This window comes from Micromonospora sp. NPDC048999 (genome assembly GCF_040649295.1).
GTDB lineage: Bacteria > Actinomycetota > Actinomycetes > Mycobacteriales > Micromonosporaceae > Micromonospora.
This window is the reverse complement of record NZ_JBEZFI010000002.1, coordinates 116,736-133,663: the sequence shown is the minus strand read 5'-3', so window position 1 is coordinate 133,663 and position 16,928 is coordinate 116,736. Positions and strand designations below refer to the sequence as shown.

At 73.8% G+C, this 16,928-nt stretch carries 19 protein-coding genes; 8 read left to right on the top strand and 11 right to left on the bottom strand.

Annotated features, from left to right (window positions below; genetic code table 11):
• Positions 1 to 4: 4 nt before the first annotated feature.
• Positions 5 to 457 (bottom strand): ribosomal protein S18-alanine N-acetyltransferase, encoded by a 453-nt coding sequence (gene rimI / locus AB0C02_RS05060; protein WP_357541290.1) that lies wholly within the window; start codon positions 455 to 457, stop codon positions 5 to 7.
• A complete protein-coding gene (gene tsaB, locus AB0C02_RS05055; RefSeq protein ID WP_357541287.1) occupies positions 454 to 1,131 on the bottom strand; it encodes a tRNA (adenosine(37)-N6)-threonylcarbamoyltransferase complex dimerization subunit type 1 TsaB in 678 nt (225 codons plus the stop codon). The genes rimI and tsaB overlap by 4 nt, the downstream gene beginning before the upstream one ends.
• A 75-nt stretch (positions 1,132 to 1,206) precedes the next feature.
• Here tsaB and AB0C02_RS05050 point away from each other — a divergent pair, with 75 nt between their 5' ends.
• Positions 1,207 to 1,428 carry a helix-turn-helix transcriptional regulator gene (locus tag AB0C02_RS05050; RefSeq protein WP_357541796.1) on the top strand — a complete coding sequence of 74 codons (222 nt, stop codon included), beginning with the start codon at positions 1,207 to 1,209 and terminating at the stop codon, positions 1,426 to 1,428.
• Positions 1,429 to 1,439: 11 nt separating this feature from the next.
• On the opposite strand, the gene ung is transcribed toward AB0C02_RS05050, so the two are convergent.
• The 5 genes from ung to AB0C02_RS05025 are packed head-to-tail and all read right to left on the bottom strand — an operon-like array spanning position 1,440 to position 6,432.
• Entirely contained in the window at positions 1,440 to 2,141 is a 702-nt protein-coding gene (gene ung, locus AB0C02_RS05045; RefSeq protein WP_357541285.1) for a uracil-DNA glycosylase, read from the bottom strand.
• 60 nt (positions 2,142 to 2,201) lie between these two features.
• Positions 2,202 to 2,684 (bottom strand): tRNA (adenosine(37)-N6)-threonylcarbamoyltransferase complex ATPase subunit type 1 TsaE, encoded by a 483-nt coding sequence (gene tsaE, locus AB0C02_RS05040; protein WP_357541283.1) that lies wholly within the window; start codon positions 2,682 to 2,684, stop codon positions 2,202 to 2,204.
• Positions 2,681 to 3,772 carry an alpha/beta hydrolase gene (locus AB0C02_RS05035; protein WP_357541281.1) on the bottom strand — a complete coding sequence of 364 codons (1,092 nt, stop codon included), beginning with the start codon at positions 3,770 to 3,772 and terminating at the stop codon, positions 2,681 to 2,683. The genes tsaE and AB0C02_RS05035 overlap by 4 nt, the downstream gene beginning before the upstream one ends.
• A gap of 22 nt (positions 3,773 to 3,794) precedes the next feature.
• The gene (alr, locus tag AB0C02_RS05030) at positions 3,795 to 4,913 is read right to left on the bottom strand and encodes an alanine racemase (protein WP_357541279.1); all 1,119 of its coding nucleotides are present in this window, start codon (positions 4,911 to 4,913) and stop codon (positions 3,795 to 3,797) included.
• 49 nt (positions 4,914 to 4,962) lie between these two features.
• Positions 4,963 to 6,432 (bottom strand): NAD(P)H-hydrate dehydratase, encoded by a 1,470-nt coding sequence (locus AB0C02_RS05025; RefSeq protein ID WP_357541277.1) that lies wholly within the window; start codon positions 6,430 to 6,432, stop codon positions 4,963 to 4,965.
• A 230-nt stretch (positions 6,433 to 6,662) separates the two neighbouring features.
• Here AB0C02_RS05025 and AB0C02_RS05020 point away from each other — a divergent pair, with 230 nt between their 5' ends.
• The 3 genes from AB0C02_RS05020 to AB0C02_RS05010 are packed head-to-tail and all read left to right on the top strand — an operon-like array spanning position 6,663 to position 8,574.
• Positions 6,663 to 6,959 carry a type VII secretion target gene (locus AB0C02_RS05020; RefSeq protein ID WP_357541275.1) on the top strand — a complete coding sequence of 99 codons (297 nt, stop codon included), beginning with the start codon at positions 6,663 to 6,665 and terminating at the stop codon, positions 6,957 to 6,959.
• Complete coding sequence (locus AB0C02_RS05015; RefSeq protein ID WP_357541273.1) at positions 6,956 to 7,378, top strand: hypothetical protein; 423 nt, start codon at positions 6,956 to 6,958, stop codon at positions 7,376 to 7,378. Before AB0C02_RS05020 ends, AB0C02_RS05015 begins: the two co-directional genes overlap by 4 nt.
• Positions 7,379 to 7,383: 5 nt before the next feature.
• Positions 7,384 to 8,574 carry an alpha/beta hydrolase gene (locus AB0C02_RS05010; protein WP_357541271.1) on the top strand — a complete coding sequence of 397 codons (1,191 nt, stop codon included), beginning with the start codon at positions 7,384 to 7,386 and terminating at the stop codon, positions 8,572 to 8,574.
• Between the two features lie 54 nt (positions 8,575 to 8,628).
• Here AB0C02_RS05010 and glmS read toward each other — a convergent pair whose 3' ends face one another.
• The gene (gene glmS / locus AB0C02_RS05005) at positions 8,629 to 10,542 is read right to left on the bottom strand and encodes a glutamine--fructose-6-phosphate transaminase (isomerizing) (RefSeq protein ID WP_357541269.1); all 1,914 of its coding nucleotides are present in this window, start codon (positions 10,540 to 10,542) and stop codon (positions 8,629 to 8,631) included.
• Between the two features lie 232 nt (positions 10,543 to 10,774).
• Between glmS and AB0C02_RS05000 the strand changes: the two genes are divergently transcribed.
• From AB0C02_RS05000 to AB0C02_RS04990, 3 genes are all read left to right on the top strand, one after another.
• On the top strand, positions 10,775 to 11,653 hold the full coding sequence (locus tag AB0C02_RS05000; RefSeq protein ID WP_357541267.1) for an MmpS family transport accessory protein: 879 nt from the start codon (positions 10,775 to 10,777) through the stop codon (positions 11,651 to 11,653).
• Between the two features lie 63 nt (positions 11,654 to 11,716).
• The gene (locus AB0C02_RS04995; RefSeq protein ID WP_357541265.1) at positions 11,717 to 12,901 is read left to right on the top strand and encodes a pyridoxal phosphate-dependent aminotransferase; all 1,185 of its coding nucleotides are present in this window, start codon (positions 11,717 to 11,719) and stop codon (positions 12,899 to 12,901) included.
• A complete protein-coding gene (locus AB0C02_RS04990; protein ID WP_357541263.1) occupies positions 12,898 to 14,007 on the top strand; it encodes a beta-eliminating lyase-related protein in 1,110 nt (369 codons plus the stop codon). The genes AB0C02_RS04995 and AB0C02_RS04990 overlap by 4 nt, the downstream gene beginning before the upstream one ends.
• Before the next feature lie 50 nt (positions 14,008 to 14,057).
• Here AB0C02_RS04990 and glmM read toward each other — a convergent pair whose 3' ends face one another.
• From glmM to rplM, 3 genes are all read right to left on the bottom strand, one after another.
• Entirely contained in the window at positions 14,058 to 15,413 is a 1,356-nt protein-coding gene (gene glmM / locus AB0C02_RS04985; RefSeq protein ID WP_357541261.1) for a phosphoglucosamine mutase, read from the bottom strand.
• 110 nt (positions 15,414 to 15,523) lie between these two features.
• A complete protein-coding gene (gene rpsI, locus AB0C02_RS04980; protein ID WP_357541259.1) occupies positions 15,524 to 15,988 on the bottom strand; it encodes a 30S ribosomal protein S9 in 465 nt (154 codons plus the stop codon).
• A gap of 20 nt (positions 15,989 to 16,008) precedes the next feature.
• Positions 16,009 to 16,452: a 50S ribosomal protein L13 gene (rplM, locus tag AB0C02_RS04975; protein WP_357541257.1), complete on the bottom strand. Its 444-nt coding sequence runs from the start codon at positions 16,450 to 16,452 to the stop codon at positions 16,009 to 16,011.
• 198 nt (positions 16,453 to 16,650) lie between these two features.
• Between rplM and AB0C02_RS04970 the strand changes: the two genes are divergently transcribed.
• Positions 16,651 to 16,914 carry a hypothetical protein gene (locus AB0C02_RS04970; protein WP_357541256.1) on the top strand — a complete coding sequence of 88 codons (264 nt, stop codon included), beginning with the start codon at positions 16,651 to 16,653 and terminating at the stop codon, positions 16,912 to 16,914.
• Positions 16,915 to 16,928 lie beyond the last annotated feature (14 nt).

Genomic DNA, 16,928 nt, shown 5'->3' with positions numbered 1-16,928 from the left:
CTCGTCAGTCCTCGTTGCGCTGCATGACCAGCGCGTCGGTGTTGCTCGGTTGGTAGTAGCCGCGCCGCACGCCGATCGGCTCGAAGCCGTACGTCGCGTAGAGGCGCTGGGCCGGGGCGTTGTCCGCGGCGACCTCCAACAGGGTGCTGCGGACGCCGCGCCGGGCCGCCTCGGCGAGCAGCGCCTCCAGCAGCGTCCGGCCGATACCCCGGCGCTGCGCGTCCCGGCGGACCGCGATGTTCTGCACCCAGGCCTCGTCGGGCGGGGCCACCAGCAGCCCGGCGTAGCCGAGCACGGTGCCGTCGTCGTCGGTGGCGACCAGGTAGCAGTGCTGGTTGGCCAACTCGTTCCAGAACATCGCCGGGGACCACTGCTCGACCCCGAAGAGATCGGCCTCGATCGGCAGTACCTGGTCGATGTGCCACCAGCGGAAGCGTCCCAGGCGTGCGCCCGTCATGGCAGGACCGGCTTGTGGCCGGTGGCCGCGACGGCGTCCGGGCGACGCAGGTAGAGCGGGGTGAGCGGCTCGCCGGGCGCGCCCGCGCGGATCCGCTCGGCGGCGATCCGGGCCAGCGCCGTCGGGTCCGGGTAGCGCGGTTCGACCCGCAGCGGCAGGCCGAGGACGTCCGCGTACCGATGTGCGCCGTCGCCGACGGCGACGGTGACGGCCAGGCCCCGGGCCCGCTCGGCGACGACCGCGGGGGCGTCGACGTTCGGCCCGGCGATCCGCTGGCCGGCGCCGTCGTAGACCGCCCAGTAGACCTCCCGGCGCCGCGCGTCGCTGGCGGCCAGGACCGGCTCGCCGGCGGCCGCCGGGTGGCCGATCCCGTCCAGGGAGCAGACACCGTACGTCGGAATGCCCAGCACCTGCCCCATGGTGGCGGCGGTGACCAGGCCGACCCGCAGCCCGGTGAACGGCCCCGGGCCGAGCCCGGCGACGATCGCGGCGAGATCGCCGGGGCGGGCGTCGACGTCGGCAAGCACCGCGTCGACCTGCGGGGCGAGCAGTTCTCCGTGTGCCCGGGCGTCGACCGTGCACCGCTGCGCGCGGGCCACGACAGCGTCCGCCGAGACCTCGATCAGGGCCGCGGTCACCGCGGGCGTCGAGGAGTCCACCACGAGTACGAGCACGGTGTGCCAGCCTAGCCGCCCCTCCGTCCGCTACTGACGGTGACCTCGCTCAAGAAGGCACACCACTTGTGAGCGATCGTCCGCCACGAGCGGGAACTCCGCCAATTCACTCAGCAGGCGCTGGCCGATCTGGCCGGGCTGAGCCAGGGCGCGGTCGCCCGCATCGAGCGCGGTGACCGGCTGCCGAGCCTGCCCACGGTCGAGCGCCTGTTCGCGGCGCTCGACCGGCAGCTCCGCGTCGAGGTGGAGTCGCTGGACAGCCACCTGGACGCGGCGCTCGACGCACTGGCCGAGTAGCCAGTCTCGGGTCAGCCGGCTGACCGTTCCCAGTCGATGGTGGACAGGCCGACGTCGGCGAGGGCCTTGTTGGCCGCGCTGAACGGACGGCTGCCCAGGAAGCCGCGCGGGTTCATCGGGCTGGGGTGGCCTGCCTCCAGCACCACGTGCCGCGGGTTGGTGACCAGGGCCGCCTTCTTGCGCGCGTAGCCGCCCCAGAGCAGAAAGACCACCCGCTGGTCGAGGGCGTCCAGGGCCCGGATGGTGGCGTCGGTGAACTCCTCCCAGCCCTTGTTCGCGTGCGAGCCGGGGGTGGCCTGCCGGACGGTGAGCACCGAGTTGAGCAGCAGCACCCCCTGCGCCGCCCACCCGGTCAGGTTGCCGCTGCGCGGCTTCGGCACGCCCACGTCCTCGCCGAGCTCCTTGAAGACGTTGCGCAGCGACGGCGGCACCGTCACCCCCTCGCGCACGCTGAAGCTCAGCCCGTGTGCCTGCCCCGCCTTGTGGTACGGGTCCTGCCCCAGGATCAGCACCCGGCACTCCGCCGGCCCGCACAGTCGATACGCGGAGAAGAGATCCTCGACCGGCGGGAAGACGGTCTGGGTGGCGAACTCCCCGGCGACGAACTCGGCCAGCGCCGCGGTGCGGGCCGGGTCGAGGTGCGGGGTGACCACGGCCCGCCACGCGTCGGGCAGCAGCGCCAGCAGGTCGAGGGTGGGGGTGTCTTCGGGCATCGGCAACCTTCCGCCGGTCAGATTTGTCGCGGGCACTGTAGGCGTCGGGTACGACACCGGTCAGTCGAGGGTGGCGAGGCGCCGCGCCCAGTCACCGCCGACCGGTTCCAGGGTCACCACGCGAATGTCGTCGTCCCGGCGGTCGATGCGTACCCGCAGGTGTGCTTCGACCAGCTGCTCGACCATCCCCTCGCCCCACTCGACCACGGTCACCGCCTCGTCCACCGAGGCGTCCAGGTCCAGATCGTCGATCTCGGCGCGCGGATCGGCGGACTCCCCCAGCCGGTACGCGTCGGCGTGCACCAGGGTCACCCGCCCGCCCCGGCTCGGATCCGGGCGGTGCACCCGGGCGATCACGAAGGTCGGCGAGGTGATGTCGCCGCGTACGCCGAGGCCGGCGCCGATGCCCTGGGTCAGCGCGGTCTTGCCGGCACCCAGCGGACCGCTGAGCAGCAGCAGGTCACCGGCGTGCAGCACCCCAGCCAGCCGCCGGCCGAACTCGTGGGTGTCGTCGACCGTTTTCAGCTCCACGACGACGGTCACAGCCCCTCCAGGAACCCTGCCAACGCCGCGTTGACCTCGTCGGCGTGCTCCAGCATCACCACGTGCCCACTGTCGTGGATCTTCACGAACTCGGCGTGCGGCAGCCGCCGAACGATCTCCTCGGAGTGGGTCACCGGCGTGATCATGTCCTTGTCTCCCACGATCACCAGCACCGGCGTGCCGGCCAGCGCGGCCAGCGCCGGGTAGCGGGCGTGGGTGGCCAGCGTACGCAGGTAGCGGGTGACCGTGTCGGCGGAGGTTCGCGAGTTCATCGCCTCGACGTACGACACCAGGGCTGGGCTGGGCTTCTCGGTGCCGAAACCGTACCGGCGGGTGAGCAGCCAGGCGACGTTGGACGTCGACTTCCGGGCCTTGTCGATCATCGTGCCGCCGTACCGGGCGGCGTTGCTCATCATGTAGAGCATGGGCGCGGCGACCCGGCCGAGCAGCGCGGGCGCCACCAGCCTGGTCTCCGCGAGCGCGCCGCCCGAGGTGGCCATCAGCACGGTGCCGACCACCCGGTCGCCGAACAGCTCCGGACAGAGCTCGGCCAGCGCCATGATCGTCATGCCGCCCATGGAGTGGCCGACCAACACCAGCGGCCCCTCCGGGGCGACCTCGTCGAGCACCCGGCGCAGGGTCCGACCCAGCGCGGCCAGGTCGTAGTCGCCGGTCTCCAGCCGCCCGGAGCGGCCGTGCCCGGGCTGGTCGTACGCGACGATCCGGTAGTCGCCGCGCGCGGCGAGCAGCTCGCGCTGGAAGTGGAACGTCCCCATGTCCAGGCAGAAGCCGTGCACCAGCACCACGGTCGGATGCCCGGCGACCGGCCGGGTCGGCTCGACCACCTCCACGTGGATGTCGGTGCCGTCCGGCATCTCCAGCTGGAACGCCTCGTCGTACCGCTGCGCGCCGAAGTCCTCGTGGGTATACGGGTCGGCGGGGTCGCTCTTGAGGCGGCGGACCAGGAGCCGCTCGCCCACCACCCCCGCGGCCAGCCCGGCAGCGGCGACACCCACGGCGGCGCCGATCGCCCCGGCGACCCGGCCGGCGGCGGTACGCGGCCGGGGGACGCGGGAGCGGCGACTCATTCCGGCACTCCCCTGCGCTCGCTCACGGTTTTTCGCCGTCGTAGACGCGGGGCACCCGGACCCCGCCGAATCGGGTCACGATCTCGTAGTTGATCGTGCCGGCCGCCTCGGCCCAGTCGTCGGCGGTGGGCTCCCCGTCCGCGCCGCTGCCGAAGAGCGTCGCCACGTCCCCGGCCGCCACCTCGTCGTCGCCGCAGTCCAGCACGAACTGGTCCATGCAGACCCGGCCGGCGATGGTCCGCCGTTTGCCGCCGAGCTGCACCGGGCCGGCGCCGGAGGCGTGTCGGGGCACCCCGTCGGCGTACCCGAGCGGGACGACGGCCAGGTTGGCCTCCCGCTCGGTGAGGTAGGTGTGGCCGTACGACACACCAGTGCCGGCCGGGACCCGCTTGGTCAGCATCACCCGGGCCCGGGCGGTCATCGCCGGGCGCAGGCCGAACCGCTCACCGGCCACCGGGGAGAGGCCATAGATGGCCAGACCGGGACGAACCAGGTCGAAGTGGGCGTCCGGGCGGGTCAGCGTGGCGGCCGAGTTGGCCAGGTGCCGGTACCGGGGGCGCAGCCCCGCCTTCTCGGCCATGCCCACCCCCTCCTCGAAGACGGCGAGCTGCCGGTCGATGGTGGGGTGGCCGGGCGAGTCCGCGTACGCGAAGTGGCTCCACACCCCGACCACCTCGACCAGGCCGTCGGCCTGGGCCTTCGCCGCGGCCTCCAGCAGGGCGGGCCAGTCGGCGACGGTCGCGCCGCCGCGCGACAGGCCGGTGTCGATCTTGAGGTGCACCCGGGCCGGCCGGTCCGCCCGGAGGCCCGCCGCGACCAACTCGTCCAGCTGGGTGAGGCTCGCGCAGCCCAGGTCGATGCCGCCCGCGACACCGTCGTGCAGCGGCAGCCCCGGGGCGAGCAGCCAGGCCAGCACGGGGGCGGTGATCCCCTGCCGGCGCAGGGTGAGCGCCTCGTCGAGGGTGCAGACCCCGATCCAGTCCGCGCCGGCATCGAGCGCGGCGCGGGCGGCCGGGGCCATGCCGTGGCCGTACCCGTCGGCCTTCACCACCGCCATCAACTCGGCGCTGGTGCCCGCCTTGAGCTGGGCCACGTTCTCCCGAATCGCGTCCAGGTCGACGCGCACCTCCGACTGCCACATACTCCCAGCGTACTTCCGCCGCTGATCACCGCGGCCGTGAGTCGCCTGGTCAGAGCAGGCGGGCGAGCACCGGACGAAGCGCGGTCGCCACGTCGGGCGCGGTCACCGGACCGCTGCGGGCCGCCTCGCGGCCGGCCAGCCCGTGCAGGTACGCCGCCACGGCGGCCGCCCGTTCGGCCGGCAGCCCGGCGGCCAGCAGCGAGCCGAGCAGCCCGGCCAGCACGTCGCCGGTGCCCCCGGTGGCCAACACCGCGGTGCCGGTCGGGTTGACGTACGCCCGGCCGTCCGGCGTGCCGATGATCGTGCGGTCGCCCTTGAGCAGCACCACCGCGTTCATCCAGGCGGCCAGCCGCAGGGCGGCCGCCACCCGGTCCGCGCCCGGGGTCTCTCCGCACAGCCGGGCGTACTCCCGGTCGTGCGGGGTCACCACGATCGGCGCGTCCCGGGCCCGCAGCCGGTCGGCCATCGAGCCGTCGACCAGCAGCGTGAGCGCGTCGGCGTCGAGCACCACCGGCACCGGCGCGGCGAGCACCGCGCGCAGCTCGGCGGCGGCCTCCTCGCCGGTGCCCAGCCCCGACCCGCAGACCCAGGCCTGCACCCGGCCGGCGTCGGCGACCCGATCGGTGGCGATCACCGACGGATGCTGGTGCAGCACCTCCGCGCGGGCGCCGCCCGCGTACCGGACCATGCCGGTCGGCCCGGCCAGCGCGCCGCTGACCGAGAGCACCGCCGCGCCGGGATACGTGGCCGAGCCGGTCGCCACGCCGACCACGCCCCGGCTGTACTTCTCCGAGTACGGGCCCGGCCGCGGCCACCAGTCGGCGGCGTCCGACCATTCGGTGACCCACAGCGCCGGGGTGCCGCGCAGCCACGGTTCCAGCCCGATGTCGACCAGCTCGACGTGCCCAGCGAGCGCGGCGGCCGGGCCGACCACCAGGGCCGGCTTCAGCGCGCCGAAGGCGACCGTCACGTCGGCGCGTACCGCGCAGGGTCGGCCCGATGCGGTGAGTGGCACGTGCCCGGTGTCCACCGCGACGCCGCTCGGCACGTCCACCGCCACCACGGTGGCCTGGGCGCCGTCCCGCCCGCAACGCTCCGCCAGGCTCGCGGCGAGCTGGTCGGCGGTCTCCCGCAGCCCGCCGGTGCCGCCGATCCCGACGATGCCGTCGAGAACCAGGTCCACCAGGGCCGGGGGCCGCTCGACGAGGCGCCCACCGGCGGCCCGCAGCGCGGCCAGCCCGTCGGCGTGTGCCCGGCCGGGGGTGAGCAGCAGGGCGGACACCGCCGCGCCCCGCCGGGCCAGCCGCGCGCCCGCGTACAGGGTGTCGCCGCCGTTGTCGCCGGAGCCGACCAGCAGCAGCACCTGGGCGCCGTACACGCCGCCCCGATCGGCGAGCAGCAACGCGCAGCGGCGTGCCAGGCCGGTGGCGGCCCGTTGCATCAGCGTCCCCGGCGGGAGGGAGGCCATCAGGCCGGCCTCTGCCGCGCGTACGTCTGCGACCCTCCACACCGGTCTCATGCCAACTCACCCTACCGGCGGTCGGGGCCGCAGATTAGCCCTCCGGCGCGCGGTGGGCAACGCCTGTGGACAAGCCGCCGGTACGACCACCGCCGGTTGTCCACAGGGCCCACACCGGCGGTCGCTTGTCGCCTAGCGTCCCCGTTGCCCGATCCGCCCGCCGTTCCGCGCGGGTGTCCGCCTGCCGCCGGCATCCTTCTGCTGACGGCCTGCGCCACGGGGAGGCGCCGATGACCGAGGAGCCGTTCGCCGTCGAGCCGGAGCTGCTACGCGGGGTCGCCCGGGAGTTGGGCGACGACGCAGACCTGCTGGCGCAGTCGCTGGCCGGCACGCCCGGGCTGGTGCCGCCGGCCGCCGGCTGGCGGGTCGGGGTGGCGCTGGCCGAGCTGGAAACCGCGACGCACCGCTGGTGCGGGACACTCGCCGCCGGGGTGGCGGCCACCGCCGAGGCGGTCCGGGCCGCCGCCGACGGCTACGAGGCGGTGGACGAGCGGGCCGCCCTACGGCTGGCCGGGATCCCCCGGTGAACGGCAGCGGGGCGCTCGCGGCCGCGCCGGTCGGCTACGCGCAGCTCTGGGCGGCGGATCCGGGGGCCTGGATCGCGGCGGGGGCGGCCTGGCGCGGGCTCACCGGCCCAGTCCGGCAGCGGGCCGACGGGCTGGACGCCCGGGTCGCCGCCCTGCGCCCCGCCTGGTCCGGTGGGGCCGCCACTGCGGCACGCGGGCGGCTCGGCGGGCTGCGCGGCGCGCTGACCGAGGTGCTGCCCGCGCTGATCGAGGTCGACCAGGTGCTCGCCGAGTTCGCCGCCCGGCTGGGCACGGCGAAGGCTCGCCTCACCGCCGCGGTGGCGCACGCCGACGCGGGCGGCCTGCTGGTGGACCGGGCGGGAGCGATCCGGCCCGATCCGGCCCGCCCCCGCCCCGCGGCACGCCTCGGCCGGCGCTGACCACCGTGTCGGCCGAGCTGCACGGCGCGCTGGCGCTCGCCGGCGCGGCGGACCGGGAGGCCGCCGCCCGGCTGGGCGAGTTGACCACGGCGGCGGTCTCCGGCTGGGTGAGCATCCCGCCCGCCTGGCGGCCGTCGCCCGGAGCCGGTCCGGCCGAGGTCGGCCGCTGGTGGGCCGGGCTCACCCCGGCCGAGCGCCGCTGGCTGATCGGGCACGAGCCGGCCCGGGTCGGCCGCCTCGACGGCGTGCCGGTGACGGCCCGGGACCAGGCCAACCGGCTGCTGCTGGCCGGGCGACGCGAGGAACTGGCCGCCCGGCGCCGACGGCTGCTGGCGCCGCTGCCGCCGGGGCCGGCCGAGCTGGCCCGGGTGGCCCGGCTCGCCCAGGTCGAGGCGGCACTGCACGGCCTCGACGCGCTGGGCCGGCGGCTGGCCGCGCCGCAGGCGCCCCGGGCGTACCTGCTCGGGCTGGATCCGGCCGGGGACGGGCGCGTGGTGATGGCGCTGGGCAATCCCGACCGGGCCGGCGCGGTGCTCACGTACGTCCCGGGGATGACCGCGGACCTCGCCGACGCCCCCGGCGAGCTGGGCCGGGCCGCCCGGGTGCTGGACCGCTGCGCGGCGCTCGGCCCCGGCGAGGAGACGGCGGCGGTGCTCTGGCTGGACTACGACGCGCCGGACTTCCTGCCCGAGGCGGCCCGCTCCCGGCAGGCCGAGGATGCCGGGCCGGCGCTGCACCGGTTCCAGGAGGGGCTACGCGCCTCGCACGAGGGCCCACCGGCCCGGCAGACCGTGCTCGGCCACAGCTACGGCTCGGTGGTGGTCGGCATGACTGCCCGCGACCACGGGCTGAGCGCCGACGCACTGGTCTTCGTCGGCTCTCCCGGGGTGGGCGTCGAGCACGCCGGCGAGCTGCGCATGCTGCCCGGGCAGGTCTGGGCCAGCACCGCGCCGGACGACGTGATCCGGCTGGCCCGGCCGCCGGAGGAGCTGGCCCGGCGGGCGGTGCTGGCCGCCACGCCGCTCGGCCCGGCGGCGGCCGCGCTCGGCGGCCACGAGCTGTGGTTCGGGCGCGACCCGAGCGACCCTGGCTTCGGCGGCCGGCGCTTCCCCAGCGGCCGGTACGGCCACACCGGCTACTGGGAACCCGGCAACCCGGCGCTGGACGGCATGGCCCAGATCGTGCTGGGCCGATGAACGCACGCGTCGCGGCCCGCCCACCGGCAGGCGGAGGGGCCGCGCCGCGATCGACTACTCGACGGTGACCGACTTGGCCAGGTTGCGCGGCTGGTCGACATCGTGTCCGCGGGCGGCGGCGATCTCGGCGGCCAGCACCTGCAGGGGCACCGTGGTCACCAGCGGCGCCAGCAGCGTGGGCGTACGCGGCACGTAGATCAGGTGGTCGGCGTAGCGGACGACGGCCTCGTCGCCCTCCTCGGCGATCACGATGGTGCGGGCGCCCCGGGCCCGCACCTCCTGGATGTTTGAGACGACCTTGTCGTGCAGCATGCCCCGACCGATGGGCGAAGGCACGATGCAGATCACCGGGGTGCCCTTGTCGATCAGCGCGATCGGGCCGTGCTTCAGCTCGCCGGCGGCGAAGCCCTCGGCGTGCATGTACGCCAGCTCCTTGAGCTTCAGCGCGCCCTCCAGCGCCACGGGGTAGCCGACGTGCCGGCCGATGAAGAGCACGGTCGGCTCGGACTTCAGCTCGCGGGCGAGCTCGCGGACCGGCTCGATCCGCCTCAGCAGCTCGCGCAGCTTGCCCGGCATCTCCTGCAGCTGGGCGACGACCGCGCCCACCTCGTCGGCGAACTTGATCCCGCGCACCTGGGCCAGGTGCAGCCCGATCAGATAGCAGGCGACGAGCTGAGTGAGGAAGGCCTTGGTGGAGGCGACCGCGATCTCCGGGCCGCCGTGCGTGTAGAGGACGGCGTCGGACTCACGCGGAATGGTGGAGCCGTTGGTGTTGCAGATGGCCAGCACCCGGGCCTTCTGCTCCTTGGCGTGACGCAGGGCCATCAGGGTGTCCATGGTCTCGCCGGACTGCGAGATCACCACGATCAGCGTGGAACGGTCCAGCACCGGGTCGCGGTAGCGGAACTCGCTGGCCAGCTCCACCTCGCAGGGGATCCGGGTCCAGTGCTCGATGGCGTACTTGGCGACCATGCCGGAGTGGTACGCGGTGCCGCAGGCGACGATGAAGATCTTGTCGACGTCGCGCAGGTCCTGCTCGCTGAGGCGTACCTCGTCGAGGGCGATCTCACCGGTGTCGGTGAGCCGGCCGAGCAGCGTGTCGGCGATCGCCTGCGGCTGCTCCTCGATCTCCTTGAGCATGAACCAGTCGTAGCCGCCCTTCTCAGCCGCCGAGGAGTCCCAGTCGATGTGGAAGTCCTTGCCGGTGGCGGGCTGGCCGGCGAAGTCGCTGATCTCGATGCTGTCCGGGGTGATCAGGACGATCTGGTCCTGACCCAGCTCGACCGCGTCGCGGGTGTGCTCGATGAACGCGGCCACGTCGCTGGCCAGGTAGTTCTCCCCGTCGCCGCGCCCGACGACCAGGGGCGAGTTACGCCGGGCGCCGACCACCGCGCCGGGGATGCCGGCGTCGACGGCGAGCAGGGTGAAGGCGCCCTCCAGCCGCTGGCAGACCACCCGCATCGCGGAGGCGAGCAGCTGCGGGCTGTCGACCTCGCCGGCCGCGCGCAGGTCGGCCAGTGCGCGGGCGAGCAGGTGTGCGGCGCACTCCGTGTCGGTGTCGCTGGCGAACTCGACGCCGTCGTCCTCCAGCTCGGCGCGGAGCCTGGCGAAGTTCTCGATGATGCCGTTGTGGATCACCGCGACCCGGCCGTCGGGGGACAGGTGCGGGTGGGCGTTGCGGTCGGTCGGCCCGCCGTGGGTGGCCCACCGGGTGTGGCCGATGCCGGTGGTGCCGTCACCGATGCCGATCGGGCTGGCGGCGCAGGACTCCGGGTCGCTCGCGGCCCGCTCGGCGAGAACCTTCTCCAGGTTGGCCAGCTTGCCGGCCTTCTTCTCGATCAGCAGCTCGTCGTCGCAGACGACGGCCACGCCGGCCGAGTCGTAGCCCCGGTATTCCAGCCGCCGCAGCCCGTCGAGCACGATGCCGAGCGCTGGGCGCGCGCCGGCGTAACCCACGATTCCACACATGGTCCGCAGCCTAACCCAGTTTCACACATGATGTGTGCTCGAAAGCCGGGTAAATGATCACAGATTTTGAGCGATCTGGTAGGCAAATGGCGCGTATAGGAAGAATCGACCGACGGGACGAAAACGCAGCCGACCGGAGATTGCCGCCGCGCCGTACATTGAAGGCCCTGGTCGGGGTCCCCCACCACCCTTCCCGCGGCCGGTCCGCGCCCGTCCCCTGCGAGCTGAGCTGATGTCTGAGGCAACGCCTCCCCCCGAGCCGCCGGCGAGCGGGGGTTCCACCGATCCCGCCGCCCCACCGCCGCCCGCGCCCTGGACACCACCGGACCCGCTGGCCGCCCCGCAGCCCTGGACACCACCGACGCCCTGGACACCGACTCCCTGGTCACCGCCGGACACGCCCGTCGGGCTCGGCACGCCGGGCGCGTATGAGAACCCGGCCCCCAACGAGTCCCCCGGCCAGTCCGACGCCTACCCACCGGCCGGCGCGCCCACCTACCCACCGGCGGGTGCCCCCACCTACCCACCGGCCGGCGCGGCCCCACCACCCGGTCAAGCCTGGCCCGGGCACCCCGCACCGGCCTGGCCGCCACAGGGCTACCCGCCGCCGTACGCGTACCCCGGAGCGCCGCCGGCCCGGACGAACGGAGGCCGAACCGTAGCGATCGTGGTCGGCGTGGTGGCCGCCCTCCTGGCGCTTCTCTGCTGCGGCTGCGTCGGCCTTGGCCTGCTCGACGACCTGACCGCTGAGCCCGTGGCATCCGGGGAGCCGTACCCCGATTTCGGCGTGCCCGACGAACCAAATGTCACCACGGCACAAGACAGCCCTGCCACCGCTCCGTCGGACGGGCCCGGCGAGCTGACGGTCGTCTACGAGGTGGGCGGCACCGACACTGTGGACCTCCAGTTCTACGACGCCAACGCCGACTTCTTCGAGGTCGACGAGGTGCGGACGCCGTGGCGGATGACGTTCACCGCCAACGACCGCGAGCGGGTACAGGTCCTGGCGGCGCCCATCGGCTCGGGCGATGCGACCTGCCGGATCACCATCAACGGGAAGGTCGTCTCCGAGAACTCGGGCAGGTGGTGGGTGGCCTGCTTCGGCTGGTAGGGCCGATCCGGCACCAGCGGTGCTCTTGCGGCTTCCGTCCGGGGCCGTAGGCTGGCCCGCGTGATGACGACCGATCCCCTGGTGGCCCGGATGCGGCCGTTCGGCACCACCATCTTCGCCGAGATGTCCGCGCTCGCCGTACGCACCGGCGCGGTCAACCTCGGGCAGGGTTTCCCGGACACCGACGGCCCGCCGGAGATGCTCGCGGCGGCCGCCGAGGCGCTGCGCTCCGGGCACAACCAGTACCCGCCGGGGCCGGGCATCCCGGCGCTGCGCGCGGCCGTCGCGGCCCACCAGCACCGCTTCTGGGGCCTCGAGTACGACCCGGACGGCGAGATCGTGGTGACCGCCGGCGCCACCGAGGCGATCGCCGCCAGCATCCTCGCCCTGTGCGAGCCGGGCGACGAGGTGGTCTGCCTCGAGCCGTACTACGACTCGTACGCCGCCTCCATCGCGCTGGCCGGCGCGGTCCGCCGGCCGGTCACGCTGCGTCCCGGCGCCGACGGCCGGTACGCCGTCGACCCGGCCGAGCTGCGCGCCGCGTTCGGGCCGCGCACCCGGCTGGTGCTGCTGAACTCCCCGCACAACCCGACCGGCAAGGTCTTCACCCCCGACGAGCTGGCCCTGGTCGCCGAGCTGTGCCAGGAGCACGACGCGTACGCGATCACCGACGAGGTGTACGAGCACCTGGTCTTCACCGACGCCACCACACCGCACGTGCCGCTGGCGACGCTCCCCGGCATGCGGGAGCGGACACTGCGGATCTCCTCGGCCGGCAAGACCTTCTCCTGCACCGGATGGAAGGTCGGCTGGGTGAGCGGACCCGCGCCGCTGGTCTCCGCGGTGCTGCGGGTGAAGCAGTTCCTCACCTTCGTCAACGCCGGGCCGCTGCAACCGGCCGTCGCGGCGGCGCTCGCCCTGCCGGACGCCTACTTCACAGGTTTCCGGGACGACATGCAGCGGCGGCGGGACCAGCTGGTCACCGGGCTCACCGACGCCGGGTTCGACGTGCTCGCCCCGGAGGGCACCTACTTCGTCACCGCCGACGTCACCCCGCTGGGCGGCCGGGACGGGGTGGAGTTCTGCCGATCGCTGCCGGAGCGCTGCGGCGTGGTGGCGGTGCCGACCCAGGTCTTCTACGACGATGCGGAGGCCGGGCGACGGCTGGTCCGGTTCGCCTTCTGCAAGCGGCCCGAGGTGCTGACCGAGGCGGTGGCCCGGCTGCGCCGGCTGAAGGCGGAACGATGACCGACGCGTACGCCGACCGGCTCCGTCGGGTCACCGCGCAGCGCGGCTGCGACACCGTGCTCTCCGGCGTGCGGCCCGCGTCGGTGCACGAGCAGCTGGCGACGCTCCGGTCCGCCGCGACCGAGGATCTGCTGCCCGACTGCTACGGCGAGGGCGGCCCGGTCGAGGAGCTGGAACGCCGGGTCGCCGAGCTGCTCGGCACCGAGGCCGTCGCCTTCTTCCCCACCGGCACCATGGCCCAGCAGGTCGCCCTACGCTACGGCGCCGAGTTGACCGGCCGGGACACCGTCGGCCTGCACCCGCTCAACCACCCGCTGGTTCACGAGCGGGACGCGTACGCCGTGCTCAGCGGCCTACGGGCGGTGCTGACCACGGGCGCGCCGCGCAACCCGACGGCCGAGGAAATCGGCGCGCTCGACGAGCCGATCGGCACACTGCTGCTGGAACTGCCGCTACGCGACGCCGGTTTCGTCCTGCCGGGCTGGGACGAGCTGGTCGCGGTGGTCGACGCGGCCCGGCAGCAGGGCGTCCGGATACACCTGGACGGTGCCCGGCTCTGGGAGTCGACCGCCCACCTGGGACGCTCGGCGACCGAGATCGCCGCCCTGGCCGACAGCACGTACGTCTCGTTCTACAAGTCCCTCGGTGGCCATTCCGGGGCGGCGCTGGCCGGCTCCACGGAGCTGGTGCGGTATGCCCGCGCCTGGCGACACCGCTACGGCGGGAACCTGTTCCAGCAATGGCCGGCCGCCCTCGCCGCGCTCGCCGGCCTGGCACACGAGCTGCCCCGACTGTCCGACTACGTGACGCACGCCAAGGTGATTGCCGCGGCCCTGGCCACCCTTCCCGGCGCGCGGGTGCATCCGGCACCGCCGCACACCCACCAGTTCCGGCTCTGGCTGCCGCATCCGGCGGAGGCGCTCAACGCCGCCAACCTGGCCCTCGCCGAGGAGGAGAAGGCCTGGTTCGTCGGCGGCTGGCGCGACACCGAGGTACCCGGGATCGCGCTGGCCGAGGTGACGGTGGCCGGCCCGGCGCTGGAGCTGGACGCCGACCAGGTGGTCGACCTGGCCGACCGCTTCCTCCGCCGGGTTTCCCGGTCCTGAGCCGGACGCGGGGGGCCAACCCGCCGCGCCCGGATGAGCCGGAACAGTCGTCAGCCGACCGGACTGGCGGTGCGGACCTGCTCGGCGATCCGCTCCGCGACGGACCGGGCGGTGGCCTCGGTGGCCGCCTCGACCATGACCCGGACCAGCGGCTCGGTGCCGGAGGGGCGCAGCAGCACGCGGCCCGTCTCACCCAGCTCGGCCTCGGCCCGTTCCACCTCGGCCCGGACGGCCGGCGCGGCGGAGCCCACGGTCCGGTCACTCACCGGCACGTTGATCAGCACCTGCGGCAGCTTGGTGATCACGGTGGCCAGCTCGGCGAGTGACTTGCCGGTGGCCGCCATCCGGGACATCAGGTGCAGGCCGGTGAGCACGCCGTCGCCGGTGGTGGCGTACGCGGGCATGACGATGTGCCCGCTCTGCTCGCCGCCGAGGGCGAGGCCGGAGGCGCGCAGTTCCTCCAGCACGTACCGGTCGCCGACCTTGGTCTCGACCAGCCGGATGCCCTGCGCGGACATGGCCAGGCGCAGGCCGAGGTTGCTCATCACGGTGGCGACCAGGGTGTCCTGGGTCAGCTCGCCGGCCTCGCGCATGCCCAGGGCGAGGATCGCCATCACCTGGTCGCCGTCGACCTCGTCACCGTCGGCGGTCACCGCGACGCAGCGGTCGGCGTCCCCGTCGTGGGCGATGCCCAGGTGCGCTCCGTGTTCCACCACGGCGGCCCGCAGCGCGTCGATGTGGTTGGAGCCGCAGTCGTCGTTGATGTTGAGCCCGTCCGGCTCGGCGTAGATCGCGATCACCTCGGCGCCGGCCTCCCGGTACGCCACCGGGGCCACCTCGGCGGCGGCGCCGTTGGCGCAGTCGACCACCACCTTGATCCCGTCCAGCCGGTGCGGCACGGTCCCGACCAGGTGCTGGACGTAGTGGTCGGCGCCGTCGAGCAGATCGTGCACCCGGCCCACGCCGGCGCCGACCGGGCGCTTCCAGGCGGTGGTGGCGTTCGCCTCGACGGCTGCCTCGATCCGCATCTCGATCTCGTCGGGCAGCTTGTGCCCCCCGGCGGCGAAGAGCTTGATCCCGTTGTCCGGCATCGGGTTGTGCGAGGCGGAGAGCATCACGCCCAGGTCGGCTTTGGCCTCGGCGGTGAGGAACGCCACGGCGGGGGTGGGCAGCACGCCGACCCGCACCACGTTGGCGCCGGCGCTGGTGAGCCCGGCCACCACCGCGGCCTCCAGCATCTCGCCGCTGGCCCGGGTGTCCCGGCCGACCACGGCGAGCGGCGGATGGCTCCGGTCCGACTCGGCGAGCGTGTGCGCGGCGGCGACCGCCACCGCGAGCGCCAACTCCGGGGTGAGATCCGCGTTCGCCCGCCCGCGTACGCCGTCCGTGCCGAACAACCGGCCCATACCCCAACCTCCGATGGAACTGCGATGGGAAGAGCAGAACAGCCGGGCCCGACCTCCCGAGGGGGAGGCGGACCCGGCCGTCCGTCAGAAGTACAAGGTGCCGCTGATGATCAGCGCTTCGAGTACTGGGGAGCCTTACGGGCCTTCTTGAGGCCGTACTTCTTGCTCTCCTTGACCCGGGCGTCACGGGTCAGGAAGCCGGCCTTCTTCAGGGCCGGGCGGTCGTCCGGCTCGCTCACGATCAGCGCCCGGGCGATGGCGAGGCGCAGCGCACCGGCCTGACCGGTGGTGCCGCCACCACGGAGGTTGGCGATCACGTCGAAGGCCTCGGCCTTCTCGGCGGTCACCAGCGGGTCCTTGATGAGCTGCTGGTGCACCTTGCTCGGGAAGTAGGCCTCGAGGTCACGGCCGTTGCAGGTGATCTTGCCGGTGCCGGGGACGATACGAACCCGGACAATGGCCTCCTTGCGCCGACCCACGGTCTGGATCAGGCGGTCGCCACGAGGCGCGCGGGCGACGGGCGCCGGCGCCTCGGTGGCCTCGGGGGCAACCTCGGTGACGGTGATGTCGGTCATGCTGCTTCCTTCGCCCGCGCTCACTGCGCGATCTGCTTGATCTCGAACGGCACCGGCTGCTGCGCGGCGTGCGGGTGCTCGGCGCCAGCGTAGACCTTCAGCTTCTTGAGAAGCTGACGGCCGAGCTTGTTGTGCGGGAGCATCCCCTTCACCGCCAGCTCGATGGCCCGGTCGGGACGCTTGGTGAGCAGCTCGTCGTAGCCGACCTGCTTCAGACCACCCGGGTAACCGGAGTGGCGGTAGGCGATCTTCTGCTGGCGCTTGTTGCCGGTCAGCGCGACCTTGCCCGCGTTCACGATGACGACAAAGTCGCCCGTGTCGACGTGCGGCGCGAAAGTCGGCTTGTGCTTGCCACGCAGCAGCGTGGCGGCGTGGGTCGCCAGGCGGCCCAGCACGACATCAGAGGCGTCGATGATGTGCCACTGACGCTCGATCTCACCCGGCTTCGGGCTGTACGTACGCACAGGTCTACCTTGTCTCGTCGTCGGTCTGGGGTCGCGCGCCGAGGTGACCAGAGCTACCCAGTCGGACCAGCGCGCACGAACGACCAAGCGTACCTGATGCGGCACGCCTCTGAATGTCGTACAACAGCAGGCAACGATACCCGGCCGCACGGCAGCAGGTCAAAACGGGGTACCAACCCGCGTGGCCTACTCCATCAGATGGAGTTCTGTCACCAGAAACGGGCAGCGTTGATCATAGAGTGGGCGGCGGCCGAGGACATCCGGGCCGCCGACACCGGGATGTTCCTCGCCGACGGGGCACCGCCGGCGGAGCTCGTCGACGGCGCCCACGGGGTCCTCGTGGTGACCGGTAGGGCCCGGCTGGAGCTGGCCCGTACCGAGGTGCGCTCGAACCACGGCCGTCAGCGCGTGCCGACCGAGCTGGCCGGCTTCACGGCGACGGCCGAGCCGAGGGTGCGCTGAGGGCCGGTGGGCCG